Origin of the sequence: Pseudomonas sp. HLMP (assembly GCF_046365545.1) — a bacterium.
Taxonomy (GTDB): domain Bacteria; phylum Pseudomonadota; class Gammaproteobacteria; order Pseudomonadales; family Pseudomonadaceae; genus Aquipseudomonas; species Aquipseudomonas guariconensis_B.
Window position 1 is genome coordinate 2,089,520 of record NZ_JBDLLR010000001.1, and the last position, 25,427, is coordinate 2,114,946.

Sequence of the window (25,427 nt, forward strand, 5' to 3'; positions counted from 1 at the left end):
GCCCTTTTGCGAAGACGCTCGGTTGTCATTTTGGGGCCGCTTCGCGGCCCCAAAGAAGGCAAGGCGCCTCAACCGTTGGAGCAGCCGTTGCCCATCACACGGTATTCGAGAATGTGCTTCTGGCCCTTGGAATCTTCGTAGGTCATGCGTGCAGGCACCACTTCGCAGACATTGGGTACTTCGCTCATGGAGATGACCCGGGCAATGTCCAGGTGCTGCGAATAACTGTACTGTTCAACCGGAATCTGCTCGGCATCCTTTGCAACTTCGTCGGCCATCGCCGCGCTGCAAAGACCACCAAGTACCAATACCAGTAAAGCTTTCATTTTCAATTTACCTGTCTAAGGTCGTGAGGGGGCACGCGGCGCTTGTGGCGCCGCGAGTACATCCAGTTTTCAACTATCGAAATTAGCGGGGGATTAACATGCCTTCGTGGGGGCTGTTACAAGAAGTTAATCGCCTTGCCATTGCTGGCGAGGTGAATTCTATGGGGGTGCCAGAGGCTGAAACAGAGGGACTTTTGATAAAGTCTTTTGACAGAATCTGTAACAATCCCCGGCAAAAATCTGCCCCCGCCCTGTGTGCTGGGCTGGAGTGCGCCAACTAGAGCGCTCGCCTCGCGCGACAGGGAAAAATACCGGCCTTGGTACTACCAACGTCGAATGGCCTTTGCCGCTCTGGTACAGTTACAAACGGTTTCATACAAAAACAACTATTACACCGAGGTAAAACAGATGAGTGCGGCTCCACTGTATCCCGTTCGTCCCGAGGTTGCGGCCAGTACCCTGACCGACGAGGCCACCTACAAGGCCATGTACCAGCAATCGGTGATCAACCCGGACGGCTTCTGGCGTGAGCAGGCCCAGCGCCTGGACTGGATCAAGCCTTTCACCAAGGTCAAGCAGACCTCCTTCGACGATCACCATGTCGACATCAAATGGTTCGCTGACGGCACTCTGAACGTTTCCTACAACTGCCTGGACCGCCACCTGGAAGAGCGTGGTGACCAGGTCGCCATCATCTGGGAAGGCGACGACCCTTCCGAAAGCCGCAACATCACCTACCGCGAGTTGCACGAGCAGGTCTGCAAGTTCGCCAACGCCCTGCGTGGCCAGGACGTGCACCGTGGCGACGTGGTGACCATCTACATGCCGATGATCCCGGAAGCCGTGGTGGCCATGCTGGCCTGTGCCCGTATCGGCGCGATCCATTCGGTGGTATTCGGTGGCTTCTCGCCCGAGGCCCTGGCCGGCCGCATCATCGACTGCCGCTCCAAGGTGGTGATAACGGCCGACGAAGGCGTGCGCGGTGGCCGCCATACGCCGCTCAAGGCCAATGTCGACCTGGCCCTGACCAACCCTGAAACCAGCAGCGTGCAGAAGATCATCGTGTGCAAGCGCACCGGTGGCGAGATCGCCTGGCACCAGCACCGCGACATCTGGTACGAAGACCTGATGAAAGTCGCCTCCAACCATTGCGCGCCGAAGGAAATGGGCGCCGAGGAGCCGCTGTTCATCCTTTATACCTCCGGCTCCACCGGCAAGCCCAAGGGCGTGCTGCACACCACCGGCGGCTATCTGGTGTACGCCGCGCTGACCCATGAGCGGGTCTTCGACTATCGCCCGGGCGAAGTCTACTGGTGCACCGCCGACGTGGGCTGGGTCACCGGCCACAGCTACATCGTCTATGGCCCGCTGGCCAACGGCGCCACCACGCTGCTGTTCGAGGGCGTGCCGAACTACCCGGACATCACTCGGGTGTCGAAGATCATCGACAAGCACAAGGTCAACATTCTCTACACCGCGCCGACCGCCATCCGCGCGATGATGGCCGAGGGCGAGGCGGCGGTCGCCGGCGCCGATGGCTCCAGCCTGCGCCTGCTGGGCTCGGTGGGCGAGCCGATCAACCCCGAGGCCTGGAACTGGTACTACCAGACCGTCGGCAAGGAGCGCTGCCCGATCGTCGACACCTGGTGGCAGACCGAGACTGGCGGCATCCTGATCAGCCCGCTGCCGGGCGCCACTGGCCTGAAGCCAGGCTCGGCGACCCGTCCGTTCTTCGGCGTGGTGCCGGCGCTGGTGGACAACCTGGGCAACCTGATCGAAGGCGCCGCCGAGGGCAACCTGGTCATCCTCGACTCCTGGCCGGGCCAGTCGCGCTCGCTGTACGGCGACCACGACCGCTTCGTCGACACCTACTTCAAGACCTTCCGTGGCATGTACTTCACCGGTGACGGTGCGCGTCGCGACGAGGACGGCTACTACTGGATCACCGGCCGTGTCGACGACGTGCTCAACGTCTCCGGCCACCGCATGGGCACCGCCGAGATCGAGAGCGCGATGGTCGCCCACTCGAAGGTCGCCGAGGCGGCGGTGGTCGGTGTGCCGCACGACATCAAGGGGCAGGGCATCTATGTCTATGTCACCCTCAACGCCGGCGTGGAGCCGAGCGAGCAACTGCGTCTGGAGCTGAAGAACTGGGTGCGCAAGGAGATCGGCCCGATCGCCTCGCCGGATGTGATCCAGTGGGCGCCGGGGCTGCCGAAGACCCGTTCGGGCAAGATCATGCGCCGTATTTTGCGCAAGATCGCGACCGGCGAGTACGACGCGCTGGGGGATATCTCGACCCTGGCCGACCCGGGTGTGGTGCAGCACCTGATCGATACCCACAAGGCGATGGGGCTCGCGTCAGCCTGATGTGAATCGGGGCTGCCTTGCAGTCCATTCGCGACACAAGGCCGCTCCCGCGGTGTCCGTGTAGCGCCCGACAATGGGCGTTGCATGAACGGTGCGGGAGCGGCCTTGTGTCGCGATGGGGCGCAAGGCGGCCCCGGTACGGGTCGGCGGGGCTTCAGTGAACTTACGTCTTTGGCGAGGTGTTTGCTTTTGTTACCCGACATCCATCGGTAACCCCTTGGGCTACCCAATTTCGCCCAGAAGCGGGGCGAGTAGAAACATTCGTGTGCCATTGTAGGGCGATTCTGCAGGCGTTTCGTACGCGACGGCACGCTGCGCTTGCCGGACTACAAGGGTTTGCCAATAATAGGCCCGGTTATTGCTTGGCTTATGGGTTATTTTTCTTTTGCTCTTGCATAATATGCAAGGGCTGTCAATATCGCCCGCCGTGGTTCCTGGCGCTTCTGTAACTAGTTGTCGCTTTGAAGAAATATCGACTACCCGCCTGTCGTTAAAATGCCACTCACTCGCTCGTGGTCTGCGACCTTGGTCGATACCCCCTGCGGCTCGCGTTGTACCCATTCGCATATCGGGCAGCCGTTACACCTGCCTTGTATTGCCCCGTACCGATGGAGTTACCAGATGAAGAAGCTCGCACTGCTTGGCGCCCTTGCGCTGTCCGTGTTGTCCCTGGGTTCGCAGGCCGATGAAAAACCGTTGAAGATCGGTATCGAGGCCGCCTACCCACCCTTCGCCTTCAAGCAGCCCGATGGCAGCATCGCCGGTTTCGACTACGACATCGGCAACGCCCTGTGCGAAGAGATGAAAGCCAAGTGCACCTGGGTCGAGCAAGAGTTCGACGGCCTGATCCCGGCGCTGAAGGTGCGCAAGATCGACGCCATCCTCTCGTCCATGTCGATCACCGAGGACCGCAAGAAGTCGGTCGACTTCACCAAGCGCTACTACCTGACCCCGGCACGCCTGGTCATGAAGGAAGGCACCACCGTCAGCGACAGCCTGGTCGAGCTGAAGGGCAAGAAGATCGGTGTGCAGCGCGGCTCGATCCATGACCGCTTCGCCAAGGAAGTCCTGGCTCCGCAGGGCGCCACCGTCGTGCCGTACGGCACCCAGAACGAAATCTACCTGGACGTCGCCGCTGGCCGCCTGGACGGCACCGTGGCCGATGCCACCCTGCTCGAAGACGGTTTCCTCAAGACCGACGCCGGCAAGGGCTTCGCCTTCGTCGGCCCGTCCTTCACCGACGTGAAGTACTTCGGCGACGGCGTCGGCATCGCCGTGCGCAAGGGCGACAACGCCAACCGCGAGCGTATCAACGCCGCGATCGATGCGATCCGTGCCAACGGCAAGTACAAAGAGATCCAGGACAAGTACTTCAACTTCGACATCTACGGGCCGGACGCCCAGTAAGACGTCGAGTTTCACCTGTGCAATGGTGCAAACAGCAGAAGCTCTGAGGTTTGCACCATTTTTCATTCCCAAGCCCTGAGGAATCCCAATCATGTTGAAAGGCTACGGGGCAGTCATCCTCGACGGGGCGTGGCTGACGCTGCAGCTCGCCCTGTCGTCGATGGCCCTGGCCATCGTGCTTGGCCTGATCGGCGTGTCGTTGCGCTTGTCGCCGGTGCGCTGGCTGGCCTGGCTGGGCGACCTGTATGCCACGGTGATCCGTGGCATCCCGGACCTGGTGCTGATCCTGCTGATCTTCTATGGCGGCCAGGACGTGCTCAACCGGGTCGCGCCGTTGCTCGGCTACGACGACTACATCGACCTGAACCCGTTGGCTGCCGGTATCGGTACCCTGGGCTTCATCTTCGGCGCGTATCTCTCGGAAACCTTCCGCGGTGCCTTCCTCGGCATTCCCAAGGGCCAGGCCGAGGCGGGCGTGGCCTATGGCATGAGCAGCCGGCAGGTGTTCTTCCGCATCATGGTGCCGCAGATGATCCGCCTGGCGATCCCCGGCTTCACCAACAACTGGCTGGTGCTGACCAAAGCCACGGCGCTGATCTCGGTGGTCGGCCTGCAGGACATGATGTTCAAGGCCAAGCAGGCGGCCGACGCCACCCGCGAGCCTTTCACCTTCTTCCTGGCGGTAGCGGCCCTGTACCTGGTGCTCACCAGTGTCTCGCTGCTGGCGCTGAAGTATCTCGAGAAGCGCTACTCGGTGGGCGTAAAGGCGGCTGAACTATGATCTTCGACTACAACGTGATCTGGGAGGCGATGCCGCTGTACCTCGGCGGGCTGCTGACCACCATCAAGCTGCTGGCGCTGTCGTTGTTCTTTGGCTTGTTGGCGGCCATTCCGCTGGGCCTGATGCGGGTGTCGAAGCAGCCGCTGGTGAACATGACCGCCTGGCTCTACACCTATGTGATACGCGGCACGCCGATGCTGGTGCAGCTGTTCCTGATCTACTATGGCCTGGCCCAGTTCGAGGCGGTGCGCGAGAGTTTCCTCTGGTCGTGGCTGTCCAGCGCGACCTTCTGCGCCTGCCTGGCCTTCGCCATCAATACCAGCGCCTACACCGCCGAGATCATCGCCGGCAGCCTCAAGGCCACGCCCCATGGCGAGATCGAGGCTGCCAAGGCGGTGGGCATGTCGCGCATGAAGATGTACCGGCGCATCCTGCTGCCTTCGGCCTTGCGCCGGGCGCTGCCGCAGTACAGCAACGAAGTGATCATGATGCTGCAGACCACCAGCCTGGCGTCGATCGTCACCCTGATCGACATCACCGGCGCGGCGCGCACCGTCAATGCCCAGTACTACCTGCCTTTCGAGGCCTACATCACGGCGGGCGTGTTCTACCTGTGCCTGACCTTCATCCTCGTGCGCCTGTTCAAGATGGCCGAACGCCGCTGGCTCGGCTACCTGGCGCCGCGCAAGCACTGAACGCTCTGTGAGAACCGACAGCATGTACAAACTCCAAGTCCAAGACCTGCACAAGCGCTATGGCAGCCACGAAGTGCTCAAGGGCGTGTCGCTCGCGGCCAAGGCAGGCGATGTGATCAGCATCATCGGCTCCAGCGGCTCGGGCAAATCGACCTTCCTGCGCTGCATCAACCTGCTCGAGCAGCCCCATGCCGGCAGGATCCTGCTCAACAACGAAGAGCTGAAGATGGTCGCCGGCAAGGATGGCGCGCTCAAGGCCGCCGACCCGAAGCAGTTGCAGCGCATGCGTTCGCGCCTGTCGATGGTGTTCCAGCACTTCAACCTGTGGTCGCACATGACCGCCCTGGAGAACGTCATCGAGGCGCCGGTGCATGTGCTGGGGGTGAACAAGAAGGAGGCGCTGGAGAAGGCCGAACACTACCTGGCCAAGGTCGGCGTGGCCCATCGCAAGGACGCCTTCCCGGGGCATATGTCCGGGGGTGAGCAGCAGCGGGTGGCGATCGCCCGGGCCCTGGCCATGGAACCGGAGGTGATGCTGTTCGACGAGCCGACCTCGGCGCTCGACCCCGAACTGGTGGGCGATGTGCTCAAGGTCATGCAGGCCCTGGCCCAGGAAGGCCGCACCATGGTGGTGGTGACCCATGAGATGGGCTTCGCCCGCGAGGTCTCCAACCAGTTGGTGTTCCTGCACAAAGGCCTGGTGGAGGAGAGCGGCAACCCGCGCGAGGTGCTGGTCAACCCGCAATCGGAGCGTCTCAAGCAGTTCCTCTCCGGCAGCCTGAAGTAAAAAGCTGCACCTTTGCACCAGGATAGGGCATGCTGCGCAGCGAGCGCAGCCTGACCCGGCGCCACAGACACGAACGACCCAGGTTTCGGACCACGACCCATGACCACCCAGCGAATCGGATTTCTCATCTGGCCCGGCACCAGGCCGCTGACCCTGGCGCTGGCCGAGGAAGTGTTGCGGGTTGCCCAGCACGTGCACCCGGATGTGGTCTACGAGTTGGCCTTCCTCCAAGCCGAGGCGGCCGAGGAGGGCGCCTGGCGCCTGCCGGGCGAGCCCTGGAATGGCCGCTTGGAGGGTTGCCAGAAGCTGTTCTTGCTGGCGGACGAGCCGCCGCTGGCCGTGGGAGCGGCCTTGTCGGCCGCGCTCAAGCAAGTGGCGCGCAGTGGTTGCATGATCGGCGGGCTGTCCGCCGGGGTCTATCCGTTGGCGGCCCTGGGTTTGCTCGATGGCTACCGGGCGGCGGTGCACTGGCGCTGGCAGGATGATTTCGCCGAGCGCTTCCCCAAGGTCATCGCCACCAGCCATCTGTTCGACTGGGACCGCGACCGCCTGACCGCCTGCGGCGGCATGGCCGTGACCGACCTGTTGCTGGCGGTGCTGGCCCGCGACCACGGTGCGGAGCTGGCGGGGGCGGTGTCGGAGGAGCTGGTGGTCGAGCGCATCCGCGAGGGCGGCGAGCGCCAGCGTATTCCGCTGCAGAACCGCCTTGGCTCCAGCCATCCCAAGCTGACCCAGGCCGTGCTGCTGATGGAGGCCAACATCGAGGAGCCGTTGACCACCGACGAGATCGCCCAACATGTGTGCGTCTCTCGGCGACAACTGGAGCGGATCTTCAAGCAGTACCTCAATCGCGTGCCCAGCCAGTACTACCTGGAGCTGCGCCTGAACAAGGCGCGGCAGATGCTGATGCAGACCAGCAAGTCGATCATCCAGATCGGGCTGTCCTGCGGTTTTTCGTCCGGGCCGCATTTCTCCAGTGCCTACCGCAACTTCTTCGGCGCCACGCCGCGGGAAGACCGCAACCAGCGGCGTAGCAGCAGCCCGTTCGAGTTGAGTTCGGCGCCGGCCGAGCGCAGCTGATAGTCCTTTGCACGGGGGGGCGAAGCGGCCCCAGGATTACAAATCCCCGTTTGTAACTGACCGGCATCGAGGCAAGCCGACAACACCGATGCCGCAGTGAACATCCGTTCTCCCAATTTACCTTCCCATCTCCCCGTCACCCCCGCCTCCCGCTACACTGCGCGATTGCGACAATGTTTGTCGCATTGCCGAAAGCCTCGGTAAAACAGGGTTTGGCGCTGTAACAAGTTGTCGCCTGGCAGCAAGGACAGGCGCCGATCAGTCCTTACAATCCCCCCATCGCTCGCCACTTCCAGGCCAGCGTTCCTCTTCAGGAGACTCAGATGTCCGTTGAGCAAGCCCCGGTGCAACGTGCCGATTTCGACCAGGTCATGGTCCCCAACTATTCCCCGGCGGCCTTCATCCCTGTGCGCGGCGCAGGCTCCCGAGTATGGGACCAGTCGGGTCGCGAGCTGATCGACTTCGCCGGCGGCATCGCGGTCAACGCCCTGGGGCACTGCCACCCGGCACTGGTCAAGGCCCTGACCGAGCAGGCCAACACGCTCTGGCACGTATCCAACGTCTTCACCAACGAGCCGGCCCTGCGCCTGGCCCACAAGCTGGTGGACGCGACCTTCGCCGAGCGCGCCTTCTTCTGCAACTCCGGCGCCGAGGCCAACGAGGCCGCGTTCAAGCTGGCCCGTCGCGTCGCCCACGACCGCTTCGGCCCGGAGAAACACGAGATCATCGCCACCGTGAACAGTTTCCACGGTCGCACCCTGTTCACCGTCAGCGTCGGTGGCCAGCCCAAGTATTCCGACGGCTTCGGCCCGAAGATCACCGGCATCAGCCATGTCCCGTACAACGACCTGGAAGCGCTCAAGGCGCAGATCTCCGACAAGACCTGCGCCGTGGTGATCGAGCCGATCCAGGGCGAGAGCGGCGTGGTCCCGGCCGACAAGGCCTACCTGGAAGGCGCGCGCAAGCTGTGTGACGAGCACAACGCCCTGCTGATCTTCGACGAGGTGCAGACGGGCGTCGGCCGCACCGGTTCGCTGTACGCCTACCAGCACTACGGCGTGACCCCGGATATCCTGACCAGCGCCAAGAGCCTGGGCGGCGGCTTCCCGATCGGGGCCATGCTGACCACTACCGACCTGGCCAAGCACCTGGCCGTCGGCACCCACGGCACCACCTATGGCGGCAACCCGCTGGCCTGTGCCGTGGCCTGCGCCGTGCTGGACGTGGTCAATACCCCCGAGACGCTCGCCGGTATCAAGGCCAAGCATGAGCGCTTCAAGGCCCGCCTGGAGAAGATCGGCCAGCAGTTCGGCCTGTTCACCCAGGTGCGTGGTGTGGGTCTGCTGATCGGCTGCGTGCTCAGCGACGCCTGGAAGGGCAAGGCCAAGGACGTGCTCAATGCCGCCGAGAAGCAAGGCGTGATGGTCCTGCAGGCCGGCCCGGACGTGGTGCGTTTCGCGCCGAGCCTGGTGGTCGAGGACGCCGATATCGACGAAGGCCTGGAGCGCTTCGAGCGCGCCGTAGCCACGCTGACCCAGGGCTGATACCGGCCTGCGGTCCTTTCGCCGGCCTGTGCCATCGGGCACGGGCCGGCGATACCTGAATTCCAGTGCGTGCGCCCGCAGGCGCACGCCGTTTTTCCGTGCCGACGCTGTTGGCCCGTTTTCCCGAAAGGAGTGACACCATGCTGGTGATGCGCCCCGCGCAAATGGCTGATCTGAACGAAGTGCAGCGCATGGCTGCAGACAGCCCCATTGGTGTCACCTCGCTGCCGGACGACGCCAGTCGCCTGGGTGACAAGATCGCCGCCTCGGAGACGTCCTTCGCCGCCGAGGTCAGCTTCAATGGCGAGGAGAGCTACTTCTTCGTGCTCGAAGACAGCGAGACCGGCAAGCTCGCCGGCTGCTCGGCCATCGTCGCCTCGGCCGGTTATTCCGAGCCGTTCTACAGCTTCCGCAACGAGACCTTCGTGCATGCCTCGCGGGAGCTGAAGATCCACAACAAGATCCATGTCCTGTCGCTGTGCCACGACCTGACCGGCAACAGCCTGCTGACCAGCTTCTACGTGCTGCCGGAACTGGTGAACAGTGCCTGGGCCGAGCTCAACTCCCGTGGCCGCCTGCTGTTCATGGCCTCGCATCCCGAGCGCTTCGCCGATTCGGTGGTCACCGAGATCGTCGGCTACAGTGACGAGCAAGGCGAGTCGCCGTTCTGGGATGCCATCGGTCGCAACTTCTTCGACTTGAACTACGCCGAGGCCGAGCGGCTGTGCGGGCTCAAGAGCCGTACCTTCCTCGCCGAACTGATGCCTCATTACCCGATCTACGTGCCGCTGCTGCCGGACGCGGCCCAGGAAGCCATGGGCCAGGTTCACCCGCGGGCGCAGATCACCTTCGACATCCTCATGCGCGAAGGCTTCGAGACCGAGCACTACATCGACATCTTTGACGGCGGCCCGACCCTGCATGCCCGGGTCTCGGGCATCCGCTCGATCGCCCAGAGCCGGGTGGTGCCGGTCAGGCTCGACGACAGCCAGGTCAAGGGCGGCCGTCCGTACCTGGTGTGCAACGGCCAACTGCAGGACTACCGGGCCGTGCTGCTGGAACTGGACTGGGTGCCGGGCAAGCCGCTCAGCCTGAGCCTGGAGGCCGCCGAGGCGCTGGGCGTCGGCGATGGCGGCAGCGTTCGCCTGGTGGCCGTCTGAGGCCCGGGCACGGATAGCCCAGGCCAGGACCCGCAACAGAGAGATTCGCGGCAGGCACAGGCCACCGCACAAGGAGATAGCATGATCGTTCGTCCCGTACGCAGCAGCGATTTACCCGCGCTGATCGAATTGGCACGCAGCACCGGCACGACCGGGCTGACCACCTTGCCGGCCAACGAGGAGCGCCTCGAACAGCGTGTCGGCTGGGCCGAGAAGAGCTTTCGCGGCGAAGCCGAGCGCGGCGATACCGACTACCTGTTCGTGCTGGAGAACGACGAAGGCCTGGTGGTCGGCATCTGCGCCATCGCCGGGGCGGTCGGCCTGCGCGAGCCCTGGTACAACTACCGGGTCGGCCTGACCGTCAGCGCCTCCCAGGAGCTGAAGATCTACCGCGAGATCCCCACCCTGTTCCTGGCCAACGACCTGACCGGCAACTCCGAGCTGTGCTCGTTGTTCCTGCGCAGCGACTATCGCACCGGCCTCAACGGCCGTCTGCTGTCCAAGGCGCGCCTGTCGTTCATCGCCGAGTTCCCCGAGCTGTTCGGCAACAAGATCATCGCCGAGATGCGCGGCATGTCCGACGAAAGCGGTCGCTCGCCGTTCTGGGAAAGCCTGGGCCGGCACTTCTTCAAGATGGAGTTCAGCCAGGCCGACTACCTCACCGGGGTGGGTAACAAGTCGTTCATCGCCGAGCTGATGCCCAAGTTCCCGCTGTACACCTGCTTCCTGTCGGAGGCCGCGCGCAACGTCATCGGCCGGGTGCACAGCGACACCGAGCCGGCCCTGGCCATGCTCAAGCGCGAAGGCTTCAGCTACCAGGGCTACGTCGACATCTTCGACGCCGGCCCCGCCATCGAGTGCGAGACCTCGAAGATCCGTGCCGTGCGCGACAGCCAGACCCTGGTGCTGGCCGTGGGCACGCCGGGCGACGATGCCACCCCTTACCTGATCCACAACCGCAAGCGCGAGGACTGCCGCATCACCGCCGCGCCCGCGCGCCTGGCGGCCGGCACCCTGGTGGTCGATCCGTTGACCGCCAAGCGCCTGCGCCTGGGCGCCGGTGACCATGTGCGCGCCGTGCCGCTGTCCGCCAGCCGGGAGGCCAACCCATGACCACGCATTACATCGCCGGCCATTGGCAGGCCGGGCAGGGCGATGCCCTGCAATCGCTCAACCCCGTTACCCAGGCGGTGGTCTGGGAAGGGCAGGGTGCCGACCCAGCCCAGGTCGAGGCTGCCGTGCAAGCGGCCCGCCAGGCCTTCCCTGGTTGGGCGCAGTTGAGCCTGGATGCGCGCATCGGCGTGCTCGAGGCGTTCGCCGACCAGCTCAAGGCCCATGCCGACGAGCTCGCCCGCTGCATCGGCGAGGAAACCGGCAAGCCGCTGTGGGAGTCGGCCACCGAAGTCACCAGCATGGTCAACAAGGTGGCCATCTCGGTGCAGAGCTACCGCGAACGCACCGGCGAGAAGAGCGGCCCACTGGGCGACGCCAGCGCCGTGCTGCGGCACAAGCCCCATGGCGTGGTGGCTGTGTTCGGCCCGTACAACTTCCCCGGCCACCTGCCCAATGGCCATATCGTTCCGGCCCTGCTGGCGGGCAACTGCGTGGTGTTCAAGCCCAGCGAGCTGACCCCCAAGGTCGCCGAGCTGACTGTCCGCTGCTGGATCGACGCCGGCCTGCCGGCAGGCGTGCTCAACCTGGTCCAGGGCGCGCGCGAGACTGGCATGGCCCTGGCGGCGAACCCGGGCATCGACGGGCTGTTCTTCACCGGCTCCAGCCGCACCGGCAACCTGCTGCACCAGCAGTTCGCCGGGCGACCGGACAAGATCCTGGCCCTGGAGATGGGCGGCAACAACCCGCTGCTGGTGGACGAGGTCAAGGACCTGGATGCGGCGGTCTACACCATCATCCAGTCGGCCTTCATCTCGGCGGGCCAGCGCTGCACCTGTGCCCGGCGCCTGCTGGTGCCGCAGGGCGCCTGGGGCGATTCGCTGGTCGAGCGCCTGGTCGAGGTGAGCCGTGGCATCAGCGTCGGTGCCTTCGACCAGCAACCGGCGCCGTTCATGGGCTCGGTGATCTCGTTGCAGGCGGCGCGCGCCTTGCTCGCGGCCCAGGCCGAACTGCTGGGCAAAGGGGCCGTGGCGCTGCTGGAAATGACCCAGCCACAGGCCGAGGCCGCCCTGCTGACCCCTGGCATCCTCGATGTGACCGGCGTGGCCGAGCGCCCGGACGAAGAGTTCTTCGGCCCGCTGCTGCAGGTGATCCGCTACGCCGATTTCGAGGCCGCGATCGACGAGGCCAACAACACCCAGTACGGCCTGGCCGCCGGCCTGCTGTCCGACTCCCGGGCGCGCTACCAGCATTTCTGGCTGCGCAGCCGCGCCGGTATCGTCAACTGGAACAAGCAGTTGACCGGCGCCGCCAGCAGCGCGCCGTTCGGTGGCGTCGGCGCCAGCGGCAACCACCGCGCCAGTGCCTACTACGCGGCTGACTACTGTGCCTACCCTGTGGCTTCGCTGGAGACCGCCAGCCTGGCCTTGCCGGCGACCCTGACGCCGGGCGTCACCCTATAACAACCGGTCTCGGAGCCTAGCCGATGAAATCCTATGAAGTGAATTTTGATGGCCTGGTGGGGCCGACCCACAACTACGGCGGCCTGTCCTACGGCAACGTGGCTTCGCAGAGCAACAGCCAGCAGGTTTCCAACCCGCGTGAGGCGGCGCGCCAGGGCCTGGCGAAGATGAAGGCGCTGGCTGACATGGGCTTCAAGCAGGGCGTGCTCGCCCCGCAGGAGCGACCGGACGTGGCCGCGCTGCGCCGCCTGGGCTTTTCGGGCAGCGATGCCGAGGTGATCCGTTGCGCCGCCCAGGAGGCCATGCCCCTGCTGGTGGCCAGTTGCTCGGCGTCGAGCATGTGGGTGGCCAACGCCGCCACGGTCAGCCCCAGTGCCGACACTGCCGATGGCCGCGTGCATTTCACCGCCGCCAACCTCAACTGCAAGTACCACCGCAGCATCGAGCACCCCACCACCAGCCGCGTGCTGGCGGCCATGTTCGCCGACGACAAGCATTTCGCCCACCATCCGGCGCTGCCGGCGGTGGCCCAGTTCGGCGACGAGGGGGCAGCCAACCATACCCGTTTCTGCCGGGCCTATGGCGAGCCGGGCGTGGAGTTCTTCGTCTATGGCCGCAGCGCCTTCGACAGCCGCTATCCCGCGCCGCAGAAGTATCCGGCGCGCCAGACCCTGGAAGCCTCCCAGGCCGTGGCCAGGCTGCATGGGCTGGCCGAGGACGGTGTGGTCTACGCTCAACAGAACCCGGCGTTGATCGACCAGGGCGTGTTCCACAACGACGTGATCTCGGTGGGCAACGGCGAGGTGCTGTTCTACCACGAGGATGCCTTCCTCGAGACCGATACGGTGCTTGGCCAGCTGCAAGCTAAACTGGCCAGCAAGGGCGGCCGGTTCCAGGCGATTCGCGTGCCGCGCTCGGCGGTGACGGTGGAGGACGCGGTGCGTTCCTACCTGTTCAACAGCCAGCTGCTGTCTCGCGACGACGGCTCCATGCTGCTGGTGGTGCCGGAGGAGTGCCGCAACAACGAACGGGTCTGGGCCTACCTGGGACAGCTGACCCGCCAGGGCGGCGCGGTGAAGGAGGTCAAGGTGTTCGACCTCAAGCAGAGCATGCAGAACGGCGGTGGCCCGGCTTGCCTGCGTTTGCGCGTGGCCCTGAAGGAAACCGAACTGGCGGCGGTCAATCCAGGCGTTATCATGACCGCGCCGCTGTACGACACCCTGGTGCAGTGGGTCGACAAGCACTACCGCGATCGCCTGGGCGAAGCGGACCTGGCCGACCCGCAACTGCTGGACGAGTGCCGTACAGCCCTGGATGAGCTGACCCAGATACTCAAGCTGGGCTCGGTCTATCCATTCCAACGCCAACCTTGAAGAGAGAATTTGCAATGTCCGACGCCCTGCGCCTGATCCTCGAAGACGACGACGGTACCCAGCTGGAAACCTCCTGCACCCGCTTTGCCGTGGTCTGGCAAGGCAAGGAGGTGTGGATCCAGCAGGACGGCCGTGGCCAACTGCTGATCGGCGTCGACGTCGAGGAAGACGACACCGAGTACGCCAACCTGTTGCTGCGCCCCATGGCCACCAACCTGGTCAGCCTGCAACTGGAGATGGAACCGGCCGAGGTTGGCGACGACGACCACGTGCACGGCCCGGACTGCGGTCATAACCACTAAGGAAACGCCCTATGCTCGCCCTCGGCAAATTGCTTGACCTGACCCTGGCCGATCATGAACCGGCCGAGAAGACGCAAGTGACGGTCGAGGGTGTGCGCTTGCGCTGGCTGGGGGAGGGCGCCCTCGAGGTGCGTCCGCCGCAGGGCAAGGACAATGGCCTGGACCTGCTGCTGTCGGCGGGTATCCATGGCAACGAGACCGCGCCCATCGAGTTGCTCGACGCGCTGCTGCATGGCGTGGCCCGAGGCGACATCAAGCCGCGGGCGCGGGTGTTGTTCCTGTTCGGCAACCCTGAGGCGATTCGCAAGGGCGAGCGCTACGTCGAGCAAGACATCAACCGCCTGTTCAATGGCCGCCACGAGTTGTCCAGTGGCGCCGAGGCCCTGCGCGCGGCGGAGCTGGAGCAGTTCGCCCGGGTGTTCTTCAGCCAGCCGGAGCGCACGCGCCTGCACTACGACCTGCACACGGCGATCCGTGGTTCGAAGATCGAGCAGTTCGCGCTCTACCCGTACAAGGAAGGCCGCCAGCACTCCCGTCGTGAGCTGGCGCGCCTGCACGCGGCCGGCATGGAGGCGGTGCTGTTGCAGAACAAGGCATCGATCACCTTCAGTGCCTTCACCTACGAACAACTGGAGGCCGAGGCCTTCACCCTGGAACTGGGCAAGGCACGGCCGTTCGGCCACAACCAGCAGGTCAACCTCGACCGCCTGGAAACCCGCCTGGTACAGATCATCGAGGGCAACGAGCCGGAGACCGACGAGAGTCTCGATGGCCTGCAACTGTTTAGCGTCGCCCGCGAGATCATCAAGCACAGCGACAGCTTCCACCTGCACCTGCCGGCGGACATCGAGAACTTCTCCGAGCTCAGCAAGGGTTACCTGCTGGCCGAGGACCTGGCCGAGACCCGCTGGATCGTCGAGGAGGAGGGGGCGCGGATCATCTTCCCCAACCCCAGGGTCCGCAATGGGCTGCGGGCCGGGATCCTGATCGTGCCGGATTCTGGACAGCGGCTGGGCTGATCGGTAGGCGGCGCGTCAAGCTGGGGCGCGAAGCGGCCCCAAATGGCAGCACAGGCGCCGCTGTTTTTGGATCCCTTCGCTGATGAAAGTCCCTTGTTTCACCAGCTGTTCCATTTTCCGCCTACCTGGGTCGTAATTGGCTTGCCAGTGGCGAAAGGCAGGCTATAGCATCCCACTCATGATTTTGTTCGTGCCGACCTGAAAATCCGTCCAAACGGCGGTTTCCATCGCATAAACACACTGCACCGAGACTGCAGGACCGATATAATGCGGCCCTTTGCCGTCGTTTCGTCGATTCGACGTGTTTGCCTTAAAGGGCCGCCGTTTCCGTGGAAGAACCTATGAAAAGCGCAGAAATCCGTGAAGCCTTCCTTCGCTTCTTCGAGGAGCAGGGGCATACTCGAGTCGCCTCCAGCTCCCTGATCCCGGGCAATGACCCGACCTTGCTGTTTACCAACGCCGGCATGAACCAGTTCAAGGACTGCTTCCTCGGGCAGGAAAAGCGCGCCTACACCCGTGCGGTCAGCAGCCAGAAGTGCGTGCGCGCCGGCGGCAAGCACAACGACCTGGAAAACGTCGGCTACACGGCGCGTCACCACACGTTCTTCGAGATGCTGGGTAACTTCAGCTTCGGCGATTACTTCAAGCGCGACGCGATCACCTTCGCCTGGACCTTCCTGACCTCGGACAAGTGGCTGAACCTGCCCAAGGACAAGCTGTGGGTCACCGTCTACGAGAGCGACGACGAAGCCTACGACATCTGGACCAAGGAAATCGGCGTCCCGGCCGAGCGCATGGTGCGCATCGGCGACAACAAGGGCGCGCCCTACGCCTCCGACAACTTCTGGACCATGGGCGACACCGGCCCTTGTGGCCCGTGCACCGAGATCTTCTACGACCACGGCCCGGAAATCTGGGGCGGCCCACCCGGCTCGCCGGAAGAAGACGGTGACCGCTACATCGAGATCTGGAACAACGTCTTCATGCAGTTCAACCGCACCGCCGACGGCGTGCTGCATCCGCTGCCGGCACCGTCGGTGGATACCGGCATGGGCCTGGAGCGCATCAGTGCGGTCATGCAGCACGTGCACTCGAACTACGAGATCGACCTGTTCCGCAACCTGCTGGCGGCCGCGGCCAAGGCCATCGGCTGCAGCAACGACGGCCAGCCGTCGCTGAAAGTGGTCGCCGACCACATCCGCTCCTGCGGCTTCCTGATCGCCGACGGCGTGCTGCCGTCCAACGAGGGCCGTGGCTACGTGCTGCGCCGGATCATCCGCCGCGCCTGCCGTCACGGCAACAAGCTCGGGGCCAAGGGCAGCTTCTTCTACCAGATCGTCGCGGCCCTGGTGGCCGAGATGGGCGATGCCTTCCCCGAGCTCAAGGCCCAGCAGGCGCACATCGAGCGCGTGCTCAAGACCGAGGAAGAACAGTTCGCCAAGACCCTCGAGCAGGGCCTGCGCATCCTCGAGCAGGACCTGGCCCAGCTCCAGGGCGACGTGGTCCCGGGCGACGTGGTGTTCAAGCTGTACGACACCTACGGTTTCCCCATGGACCTGACCGCCGACATCGCCCGCGAGCGCGAGCTGACCATCGACGAAGCCGGTTTCGAGCGCGAAATGGAGGCCCAGCGCGAGCGTGCCCGTTCCGCCAGCGCCTTCGGCATGGACTACAACAGCCTGGTCAAGGTCGACGTGGCCACCGACTTCCTCGGCTACGAGACCACCGAAGGCCAGGGCAAGGTGGTTGCCCTGTACAAGGACGGCCAGGCCGTCGAGCGACTGGGTGAAGGCGAGCAGGGCGTCGTGGTCCTGGACCGTACCCCGTTCTACGCCGAGTCCGGCGGCCAGGTCGGTGACACCGGCTACCTGCAGGCCGGCGGCGTGCGCTTCGACGTGCGCGACACCACCAAGACCGGTGGCGCCTTCCTGCACCACGGCGTGGTCGCCAGTGGCGAACTGCGTGTCGGCGCCCAGGTCGAGGCGCGCGTCGATGCCGAAGTGCAGCACGCCACCTCGCTGAACCACTCCGCCACCCACCTGCTGCACGAAGCGCTGCGCCAGGTGCTGGGCGAGCATGTGCAGCAGAAAGGCTCGCTGGTCGACAGCCAGCGCCTGCGTTTCGACTTCAGCCACTTCGAGGCGGTCAAGCCAGAGCAGATCAAGGCGCTGGAAGAGATCGTCAACCGCGAAGTGCGCAGGAACACCGAGGTGCAGACCGAACTGACCGATATCGAAACCGCCAAGCGCAAGGGCGCCATGGCCCTGTTCGGCGAGAAGTACGGCGATACCGTGCGCGTGCTGAGCATGGGCGGCGACTTCTCGGTGGAGCTGTGCGGTGGCATCCACGCCAAGCGCACCGGCGATATCAGCCTGTTCAAGATCATCAGCGAAGGTGGCGTGGCCTCGGGTGTGCGCCGTATCGAAGCGATCACCGGCGCCGCCGCGCTGGCCTACCTGAACACTGCCGAAGAGCAGGTCAAGGAAGCTGCGCAGCTGGTCAAGGGCAATCGTGACAACCTGATCGACAAGCTGTCGGCTGTGCTCGAGCGCAACCGTCAGCTGGAAAAGCAGCTCGAGCAGCTGCAGGCCAAGGCCGCCAGCGCCGCCGGGGACGATCTCTCCAACGCGGCCGTTGAGGTCAAGGGCGCCAAGGTTCTTGCCGCACGCCTGGATGGGCAGGACGGCAAGGCCCTGCTGGCCCTGGTCGATCAGCTGAAGAACAAGCTCGGCCACGCAGTGATCCTGCTGGGCAGCGAGTACGAGGGCAAGGTCGTGCTGGTGGCCGGCGTGACCAAGGACCTCTCCGGCCAACTCAAGGCCGGCGACCTGATGAAGCAGGCCGCAGCGAAGGTGGGTGGCAAGGGCGGTGGCCGTCCGGACATGGCCCAGGGTGGTGGCGTCGACGTCGCCGCGCTGGACGATGCCCTGGCCCTGGCCGTGCCGTTCGCCGAGCAGGGGCTTTGAGATGACCGGGGGCCACTGTCTAGTAGTGGCCCCCGGCGTGATGGATTGTTATTGGGTGCCCATCGTGGGCTGAGGCAGCTTTGAAATGGCGTTGATCGTACAGAAATTTGGCGGCACCTCTGTCGGTTCCATCGAGCGGATCGAGCAGGTTGCCGACAAGGTCAAGAAATTCCGCGAGCAAGGCACTGACCTGGTGGTTGTGCTGTCGGCCATGAGCGGAGAAACCAATCGCCTGATCGAGCTGGCCAAGCAGATCAGCGACCACCCGGTTCCCCGCGAACTGGACGTGATCGTCTCGACCGGCGAGCAAGTGACTATCGCCTTGCTGACCATGGCCTTGATCAAGCGCGGCGTGCCGGCGGTGTCCTACACCGGCAACCAGGTGCGAATCCTCACCGACAGCGCGCACAACAAGGCGCGCATCCTGCAGATCGACGACCAGAAGATCCGCGCCGACCTCAAGGCCGGCCGCGTGGTCGTGGTGGCAGGTTTCCAGGGTGTCGACGAGCACGGCAACATCACCACCCTCGGTCGTGGCGGCTCCGACACCACCGGCGTTGCCCTGGCGGCGGCGCTCAAGGCCGACGAGTGCCAGATCTACACCGATGTCGATGGCGTCTACACCACCGATCCGCGCGTGGTGCCCCAGGCCCAGCGCCTGGAGAAGATCACCTTCGAGGAGATGCTGGAGATGGCCAGCCTCGGCTCCAAGGTGCTGCAGATCCGTTCGGTCGAGTTCGCCGGCAAGTACAACGTTCCGCTGCGCGTGCTGCACAGCTTCAAGGAGGGTCCGGGTACCCTCATTACCATTGATGAAGAGGAATCCATGGAACAGCCGATCATTTCCGGTATCGCCTTCAACCGTGATGAAGCCAAGCTGACCATTCGCGGCGTGCCGGATACCCCGGGCGTTGCCTTCAAGATCCTCGGCCCGATCAGCGCCGCGAACATCGAAGTCGACATGATCGTGCAGAACGTCTCGCACGATAACACCACCGACTTCACCTTCACCGTGCACCGCAACGAGTACGAGAAGGCCCACAGCGTGCTCGAGAACACTGCCCGTGAAATCGGTGCGCGTGAAGTGATCGGCGATACCAACATCGCCAAGGTGTCCATCGTCGGCGTCGGCATGCGCTCCCACGCGGGTGTCGCCAGCCGCATGTTCGAGGCCCTGGCCAAGGAGAGCATCAACATCCAGATGATCTCCACCTCGGAGATCAAGGTGTCGGTGGTCATCGAGGAGAAGTACCTGGAGCTGGCCGTACGCGCGTTGCACACTGCGTTCGAACTCGACGCTCCCGCCCGACAGGGCGAGTAAGGCGCTGCCTGGAGGGGCGCGGCTTGCCGCGCCCTTTCGCGTTTCTGGCCGCAGCGCAGGCGCCTGTCCAGCCTTGCGCAGCGACCTTCCGGGCTTGAGCCGTCGTCCCCGGCCCTGGCCCTTGCTTACCACAGACTGTTGTCCCTGAATGAATTGCTTGAGGAGAAAGCTATGTTGATTCTGACTCGTCGGTGCGCCGAGAGCCTGATCATTGGTGACGGTGAAATCACCGTTACGGTCCTGGGTGTCAAAGGCAACCAGGTGCGTATCGGCGTGAGTGCCCCTAAGGAAGTGGCCGTGCACCGCGAGGAAATCTACCTGCGGATCAAGAAAGAGAAGGACGAAGAACCAACCCTTTAATTTTTCTCGGTTTTTTTTCAAAAAAGGGTTTGCAAACGGGGAAAGGTCTGGTTATTATACGCCCCGTGTTGCGGTGAGGTGGCCGAGTGGCCGAAGGCGCTCCCCTGCTAAGGGAGTATACCTCAAAAGGGTATCGGGGGTTCGAATCCCCCCTTCACCGCCATTTTTCGTGTAGGGCGCCGTAACTGGCCGAATCACTTAAGTAGTTGAAAATAAACGAAAAAGTGCTTGGCAAATCAGTTTGGCGAACTATAATGCGCGGCAAGACACGGACTCATAGCTCAGCTGGATAGAGTACTCGGCTACGAACCGAGCGGTCGGAGGTTCGAATCCTCCTGAGTCCGCCATACAATGAAGCGGTTTTGATCATCAAGGCAGCTTCATCCACCAGTGGTAACCTGGTCTAAAAAATACCACCTACGGACTCATAGCTCAGCTGGATAGAGTACTCGGCTACGAACCGAGCGGTCGGAGGTTCGAATCCTCCTGAGTCCGCCACACAATGAGGCGGTTTTGGTCATCAAGGCGGCTTCATCCACCAGTGGTAATCTGGTCTAAAAAATACCACCTACGGACTCATAGCTCAGCTGGATAGAGTACTCGGCTACGAACCGAGCGGTCGGAGGTTCGAATCCTCCTGAGTCCGCCATACATCAAGAAGCCCGCTTATAGCGGGCTTTTTGTTTTTCTCTGTTTCACTGTTTTGTCAGTGATGCCCGGCTAGACTCCTGAATAGGGGTGGGCGGCCTGCATGTCGCCCGTGCCTTGCACGACCGTGCAGCCTGCCGAGCTGCGCGATCTTCCATGGGCTCGAACTCGAATGTGCTTTTTAGTCTGGATCGGCCGTCGCACTGTTGGCTTCCAGCGTTGTCACAGCTTTATCGCGCAAACGATTGTTCTGGCCAAAAATTTAAGCGATCCGACAGCTGATGCAGTGTATGATTGCGCCCGTCAGCCCCGCCGGGGCTTGTGGAATACCACCATGGACTTACCCAGTAGTTACTCGATAACACGATTTACCAAGCTAGATCCGACCGATTGATTCTCCCGGCGTGCTCCGCTGCTGGGAGTGGAGTTCGCCTATGACCGAAGTCGAAGTAAAGAAAGCCCAAGAGAGCCTGCAGGATCGCCTTGCCCAGGTGATCGAGCTGCTGCAGCGCCAACGGGTGGTCGAGGACCTGACGCACCGTCAGGAAGGTCACCATCACGACCTGGTGGAAAATCTCGTCCACCGCCAGAACCTGGTCGAGCTGCAGCGCAAGCTCGACGATCTGCACCCCGCCGATATCGCCTACATCCTCGAGGCCCTGCCGCTCGACGACCGCCTGACGGTCTGGCAGCTGGTCCGCTCCGAGCGCGACGGCGACATCCTGCTCGAAGTCTCCGACGCCGTGCGCCAGACCCTGATCGCCGACATGGACGATCACGAGCTGCTCGCCGCTGCCAAGGAAATGGATGCCGACGAACTGGCCGACCTGGCGCCGGAGTTGCCGCGCGACGTTGTCCATGAGCTGATGGAAAGCCTCGATGCCCAGCAGCGCGAGCGTGTGCGCTCGGCCCTGAGCTACGACGAGGAGCAAGTCGGTGCGCTGATGGACTTCGAGATGGTAACCATCCGTGAGGATGTCAGCCTGGAAGTGGTGCTGCGCTACCTGCGCCGGCTCAAGGAGCTGCCCAGTCATACCGACAAAGTGTTCGTGGTCGACTACGACGGCCTGCTCAAGGGCGTGCTGCCGATCAAGCGTCTGCTGGTCAACGATCCGGAGAAAAAGGTCGCGGAGGTCATGGCCACCGACCCGGTGACCTTCCACCCCGAGGAAGATGCCTACGACGCAGCCCAGGCCTTCGAGCGCTATGACTTGATTTCCGCTCCGGTGGTGGACAAGGGCGATCGCCTTATCGGCCGCCTGACCATCGACGAGATGGTTGACCTGATCCGTGAGGAAAGCGAGAGCGAAGTGTTGAACATGGCCGGTCTGCGCGAAGAGGAAGATATCTTCGCCTCGGTCTGGCGCTCGCTGCGCAACCGCTGGGCCTGGTTGGCCATCAACCTGATCACGGCCTTCCTGGCCTCGCGGGTGATCGGCCTGTTCGAGGGCTCGATCGAGAAGCTGGTCGCGTTGGCCGCCCTGATGCCGATCGTGGCGGGTATCGGTGGCAACTCAGGCAACCAGACCATCACCATGATCGTTCGCGCAATGGCGTTGGACCAGGTCTCGCCAGGCAACACCAGCCGCCTGATGCGCAAGGAGCTGGCGGTTTCGCTGCTCAACGGCCTGATCTGGGGTGGGGTGATCGGTGCGGTGGCGTTCTGGCTCTACGGCAGTTGGTCGCTGGGGCTGGTGATGACCGCGGCAATGACCTTGAACCTGTTGCTGGCGGCGCTCATGGGTGTGCTGATTCCCATGACCCTGACACGCCTGGGACGCGACCCGGCGATGGGTTCGAGCGTTATGATCACCGCGGTCACCGATAGCGGCGGCTTCTTCATCTTCCTGGGGTTGGCGACGCTGTTTCTGCTTTGAGCATGCCGTAGGGGCTGTCATCCTGGGGCTGCAGTGCAGCCCATCGCGGGCAAGCGGCCCTGAAGGGCGATCACTGAGCCACAACGAAAAAAGCCAGCTTACGCTGGCTTTTTTGCTGGGGTTGGCGTCGGTCAGGAAGCGTCTGCAGCCATTTCCACGTCATGGGCGATCAGGGCGACCAGGGCGTTCTGCTGGCGGTGGGTAAGTTGACGGAAGCGTTGCAGCAGCTCACGTTCGTGCAGGGTCAGCTCGGGGCTGTCCAGGCGCATGCTCAGCTCGTCGCCCAGCGCGCCTTCCTGGATGAGGCTCTGCTCCAGGCGCGCGATGATTTCGGAGTTCATGCTGCGGTGATGGTTGCGCGCTACCTCGGCAATGCGCTCACGCATTCCGTCTGGCAGGCGGACGACGAACTTGTCAGCGGTGCGGCTCGAATAGATAGCCTGTTTCATTGGGCGCATATTAAATTGACCGGTTTTTCAGGTTTCAAGGGGAAGCGGTTCTCAAATTGGCCGCACGATGGAAGTACGACCGTGGCGACGGCAAAATGTTCAACCGTGATGCAATTCGGGTGCTCATCTTGCCTTATGGTCGCCGTTTCCTTGGCGTCAATTCTGTGACAAATAGTGATCCGGATAAAGGCTTTTTGCCAGTACCAATTATCAGAAATGAGTACTGGTTTGAAAAGTTTTGCTTTTCCCGGTTTGTCGCCTCGTCAGGCCTTTGTCGTCAAAATCTGGTAAAAATCAGCAAAGGCCCGGTAAAAATCAAAAACGTGCAGGTTTTCAATTGAGCATAGTGGCAATGCAGCATGACGCAAGCGGCACGACCACCCCAGCAGGTCGCCTGGTATTTTTGCTTGGACCTTCCGGATCGGGAAAAGATTCCCTGATCGAGGCGGCTCGCGGGCAATTGATGGCCAATGGGGTGCGGATCGCCAAGCGGGTCATCACTCGCTCGGCAGAAGCCAGGGGCGAGGATGCCCATGGGGTCAGCCCCGAACGCTTCGAAGAAATGCGGGCGGCGGGGGCTTTTGCGATGCATTGGCAGGCCAATGGCCTGGCCTACGGCATTCCCGCGCAGATCGATGACTGGCTGGCAGCGGGCTACCCTGTGCTGGTCAATGGCTCGCGCGGTTACCTGGCCGAGGCGCGCCGACGCTATCCCGGGCTGTTGACGATCCGCCTTGAAGTGGCGCCGCAGGTCCTGCGCCAGCGCTTGCTCGCCAGGGGGCGGGAGAGCGCCCTGGAGATCGAACGACGCTTGGCGCGCAGCGCTCGCCTGCAGGCCGATGACGATCCTGCGACGCATGTTTTGGACAATTCCGCTTCGTTGGACACGACGGTCACTGTCTTGCTCGACCTGCTGGCCCGGGAAGGCGTGATCGACAGGGTGGTGCATGCCCCGGCGAGCTAGGGCAGAAAAGGATTACGTGCAAAAAGCCCGATTGAGACATGACAAACGGCGGATCGCTGGTTAACATGCTCGCCGTTCTTGCGCGCCAGGCTGGCCCGTGCAAGGCCGCACGACCGTCGCTCCCTTCTGCATGCCGTATGGCCAAGGGGGCCGAGCTATCCGTCCTCGTAGTTTAATGGATAGAACGGGGCCCTCCTAAGGCCTTGATGCAGGTTCGATTCCTGCCGGGGACGCCATCTTCCAGTAGCGATGCCGTTACGCTTTCCACTCAAACCCCGACAACCCTGAACGCCTTGTGCGCTTGACGAAGCCGGCCATCCCTGATTTATTGAAACCGGTTTCATCAACCCTACCAGCACAAGTGCAAACAAAAAGGTGACAGGGTGGACAAGATACTTTCGCCAGCTCGCGGGCGGGCCACCATCAGTGACGTAGCCAAGGCCGCCGGTGTTTCCAAGGCCACGGTGTCGCGTTATATCGGCGGTGATCGGCAACTGCTCGCCGACGCCACCGCGCAGCGCATCGAGGCGGTGATCGAGCAGCTCGACTACCGCCCCAGCCGCATGGCCAGCGCCCTCAAGCGTGGCCACACGCGGCTGGTCGGCATGCTCCTGGCGGATATCCGCAATCCTTATTCCGTCGCGGTGATGCACGGCGTCGAGACTGCCTGCCGCCAGCATGGCTATAGCCTGGTGGTGTGCAACACCGATTGCGACGACGAGCAGGAGCGCCTGCACCTGCAGGCCCTGCAGTCGTACAACGTCGATGGCCTGATCGTGAATACCCTCGGCCATCATGCCGGCGAGTTGTCCAGCCTTGCCCGTGAACTGCCCATGGTGCTGGTGGATCGCCAACTGGCGGAGTTGCAGGCCGACCTGGTGGGCCTGGACAACGCCGATGCGGTCGAGCAAGCCCTCGATCACCTGCAGCAGCGTGGTTACCGCGACATCCTGGCCATCAGCGAGCCCCTCGACGGTACCAGTTCACGGCAAGAGCGGGTGTCGGCTTTCCAGGCTTCCATCGCCCGGCGGCGTGGGCTACGAGGTCAGGTGATAGAAGTGGGTGGCAACCTGCACGAGCGACTGGCGGGCTTTCTCGCCAGCGCCGGCCACGGCCCGCAGGCCCTGTTCACCTGCAACGGCGTGGCCACGCTCGAAGTCATGCGCAACCTGCGCGAACGGGGGGAGCACCTGTTCCGTGACCTGGGCCTGGTAGCGCTCGACGAACTGGACTGGTACCCCTTGGTCGGGGGGGGCATCACCGCCTTGGCGCAACCCACCGAACGCATCGGCGCCGCAGCCTTCCAATGCCTGTTGGAGCGTCTGCAGGGCAGCCGCTTGCCCGCGCGGCGCATGGACCTGCGGGCCGAACTCATCGTGCGAAACTCCACCCCGATACGCGACTGAAGCCGGCGCGGCCCGCTGC

The 25,427-nt window shown here is 63.5% G+C and carries 22 protein-coding genes and 5 tRNA genes; 25 read left to right on the forward strand and 2 right to left on the reverse strand.

What is annotated here, in order from left to right; all coding sequences use genetic code 11:
* Positions 1 to 68: 68 nt before the first annotated feature.
* Positions 69 to 326, reverse strand: coding sequence for a DUF2790 domain-containing protein (locus ABFA30_RS09835; protein WP_225789364.1), 258 nt, complete (start codon positions 324 to 326; stop codon positions 69 to 71).
* Positions 327 to 734: 408 nt separating this feature from the next.
* Here ABFA30_RS09835 and acs point away from each other — a divergent pair, with 408 nt between their 5' ends.
* The 21 genes from acs to mgtE all read left to right on the forward strand — a co-directional run bounded on the left by acs (position 735) and on the right by mgtE (position 22,589).
* Positions 735 to 2,696 (forward strand): acetate--CoA ligase, encoded by a 1,962-nt coding sequence (gene acs, locus ABFA30_RS09840; protein ID WP_410045377.1) that lies wholly within the window; start codon positions 735 to 737, stop codon positions 2,694 to 2,696.
* 621 nt (positions 2,697 to 3,317) lie between these two features.
* Positions 3,318 to 4,103, forward strand: coding sequence for an ABC transporter substrate-binding protein (locus ABFA30_RS09845; RefSeq protein ID WP_253081411.1), 786 nt, complete (start codon positions 3,318 to 3,320; stop codon positions 4,101 to 4,103).
* Positions 4,104 to 4,194: 91 nt separating this feature from the next.
* On the forward strand, positions 4,195 to 4,884 hold the full coding sequence (locus tag ABFA30_RS09850) for an ABC transporter permease (RefSeq protein ID WP_225789361.1): 690 nt from the start codon (positions 4,195 to 4,197) through the stop codon (positions 4,882 to 4,884).
* On the forward strand, positions 4,881 to 5,579 hold the full coding sequence (locus ABFA30_RS09855) for an ABC transporter permease (RefSeq protein ID WP_410045378.1): 699 nt from the start codon (positions 4,881 to 4,883) through the stop codon (positions 5,577 to 5,579). The genes ABFA30_RS09850 and ABFA30_RS09855 overlap by 4 nt, the downstream gene beginning before the upstream one ends.
* A 22-nt stretch (positions 5,580 to 5,601) precedes the next feature.
* Complete coding sequence (locus ABFA30_RS09860) at positions 5,602 to 6,366, forward strand: ABC transporter ATP-binding protein (protein ID WP_253081410.1); 765 nt, start codon at positions 5,602 to 5,604, stop codon at positions 6,364 to 6,366.
* A 99-nt stretch (positions 6,367 to 6,465) separates the two neighbouring features.
* On the forward strand, positions 6,466 to 7,446 hold the full coding sequence (gene argR / locus ABFA30_RS09865; protein WP_225789358.1) for a transcriptional regulator ArgR: 981 nt from the start codon (positions 6,466 to 6,468) through the stop codon (positions 7,444 to 7,446).
* A 323-nt stretch (positions 7,447 to 7,769) separates the two neighbouring features.
* Positions 7,770 to 8,990 carry an aspartate aminotransferase family protein gene (locus ABFA30_RS09870; protein WP_225789357.1) on the forward strand — a complete coding sequence of 407 codons (1,221 nt, stop codon included), beginning with the start codon at positions 7,770 to 7,772 and terminating at the stop codon, positions 8,988 to 8,990.
* A gap of 140 nt (positions 8,991 to 9,130) precedes the next feature.
* Positions 9,131 to 10,150, forward strand: a complete 1,020-nt coding sequence (aruF, locus tag ABFA30_RS09875) for an arginine/ornithine succinyltransferase subunit alpha (RefSeq protein ID WP_410045379.1) — start codon at positions 9,131 to 9,133, stop codon at positions 10,148 to 10,150.
* A gap of 81 nt (positions 10,151 to 10,231) precedes the next feature.
* Complete coding sequence (gene astA, locus ABFA30_RS09880; RefSeq protein ID WP_225789355.1) at positions 10,232 to 11,263, forward strand: arginine N-succinyltransferase; 1,032 nt, start codon at positions 10,232 to 10,234, stop codon at positions 11,261 to 11,263.
* Positions 11,260 to 12,723, forward strand: coding sequence for a succinylglutamate-semialdehyde dehydrogenase (astD, locus tag ABFA30_RS09885; RefSeq protein ID WP_253091264.1), 1,464 nt, complete (start codon positions 11,260 to 11,262; stop codon positions 12,721 to 12,723). Before astA ends, astD begins: the two co-directional genes overlap by 4 nt.
* A gap of 23 nt (positions 12,724 to 12,746) precedes the next feature.
* Positions 12,747 to 14,096, forward strand: a complete 1,350-nt coding sequence (astB, locus tag ABFA30_RS09890; protein WP_410045380.1) for an N-succinylarginine dihydrolase — start codon at positions 12,747 to 12,749, stop codon at positions 14,094 to 14,096.
* Positions 14,097 to 14,110: 14 nt separating this feature from the next.
* Positions 14,111 to 14,398 (forward strand): topoisomerase II, encoded by a 288-nt coding sequence (locus tag ABFA30_RS09895; protein WP_225789352.1) that lies wholly within the window; start codon positions 14,111 to 14,113, stop codon positions 14,396 to 14,398.
* A gap of 11 nt (positions 14,399 to 14,409) precedes the next feature.
* Positions 14,410 to 15,417: a succinylglutamate desuccinylase gene (astE, locus tag ABFA30_RS09900; RefSeq protein WP_225789351.1), complete on the forward strand. Its 1,008-nt coding sequence runs from the start codon at positions 14,410 to 14,412 to the stop codon at positions 15,415 to 15,417.
* 341 nt (positions 15,418 to 15,758) lie between these two features.
* A complete protein-coding gene (gene alaS, locus ABFA30_RS09905; RefSeq protein WP_225789350.1) occupies positions 15,759 to 18,383 on the forward strand; it encodes an alanine--tRNA ligase in 2,625 nt (874 codons plus the stop codon).
* An 85-nt stretch (positions 18,384 to 18,468) separates the two neighbouring features.
* Positions 18,469 to 19,704, forward strand: a complete 1,236-nt coding sequence (locus tag ABFA30_RS09910; protein ID WP_225789349.1) for an aspartate kinase — start codon at positions 18,469 to 18,471, stop codon at positions 19,702 to 19,704.
* 171 nt (positions 19,705 to 19,875) lie between these two features.
* A complete protein-coding gene (csrA, locus tag ABFA30_RS09915; RefSeq protein ID WP_043209419.1) occupies positions 19,876 to 20,064 on the forward strand; it encodes a carbon storage regulator CsrA in 189 nt (62 codons plus the stop codon).
* Between the two features lie 72 nt (positions 20,065 to 20,136).
* Positions 20,137 to 20,227: transfer RNA gene (locus ABFA30_RS09920), tRNA-Ser, on the forward strand.
* Positions 20,228 to 20,334: 107 nt separating this feature from the next.
* Positions 20,335 to 20,411: transfer RNA gene (locus tag ABFA30_RS09925), tRNA-Arg, on the forward strand.
* Between the two features lie 74 nt (positions 20,412 to 20,485).
* A tRNA-Arg gene (locus ABFA30_RS09930) sits at positions 20,486 to 20,562 on the forward strand.
* A gap of 74 nt (positions 20,563 to 20,636) precedes the next feature.
* Positions 20,637 to 20,713: transfer RNA gene (locus ABFA30_RS09935), tRNA-Arg, on the forward strand.
* A 433-nt stretch (positions 20,714 to 21,146) separates the two neighbouring features.
* On the forward strand, positions 21,147 to 22,589 hold the full coding sequence (gene mgtE, locus ABFA30_RS09940) for a magnesium transporter (protein ID WP_225789348.1): 1,443 nt from the start codon (positions 21,147 to 21,149) through the stop codon (positions 22,587 to 22,589).
* A 131-nt stretch (positions 22,590 to 22,720) separates the two neighbouring features.
* Here the strand turns inward: mgtE and ABFA30_RS09945 are convergent, their stop codons facing one another.
* Positions 22,721 to 23,047 carry an Arc family DNA-binding protein gene (locus ABFA30_RS09945; protein WP_225789347.1) on the reverse strand — a complete coding sequence of 109 codons (327 nt, stop codon included), beginning with the start codon at positions 23,045 to 23,047 and terminating at the stop codon, positions 22,721 to 22,723.
* An 86-nt stretch (positions 23,048 to 23,133) separates the two neighbouring features.
* Between ABFA30_RS09945 and ABFA30_RS09950 the strand changes: the two genes are divergently transcribed.
* From ABFA30_RS09950 to ABFA30_RS09965, 4 genes are all read left to right on the forward strand, one after another.
* Entirely contained in the window at positions 23,134 to 23,379 is a 246-nt protein-coding gene (locus ABFA30_RS09950) for a hypothetical protein (protein ID WP_225789376.1), read from the forward strand.
* Positions 23,380 to 23,390: 11 nt separating this feature from the next.
* A complete protein-coding gene (phnN, locus tag ABFA30_RS09955) occupies positions 23,391 to 24,002 on the forward strand; it encodes a phosphonate metabolism protein/1,5-bisphosphokinase (PRPP-forming) PhnN (protein WP_410046038.1) in 612 nt (203 codons plus the stop codon).
* A 161-nt stretch (positions 24,003 to 24,163) separates the two neighbouring features.
* Positions 24,164 to 24,238: transfer RNA gene (locus ABFA30_RS09960), tRNA-Arg, on the forward strand.
* Positions 24,239 to 24,385: 147 nt separating this feature from the next.
* A complete protein-coding gene (locus ABFA30_RS09965) occupies positions 24,386 to 25,408 on the forward strand; it encodes a LacI family DNA-binding transcriptional regulator (RefSeq protein ID WP_225789346.1) in 1,023 nt (340 codons plus the stop codon).
* Positions 25,409 to 25,427: the final 19 nt, after the last annotated feature.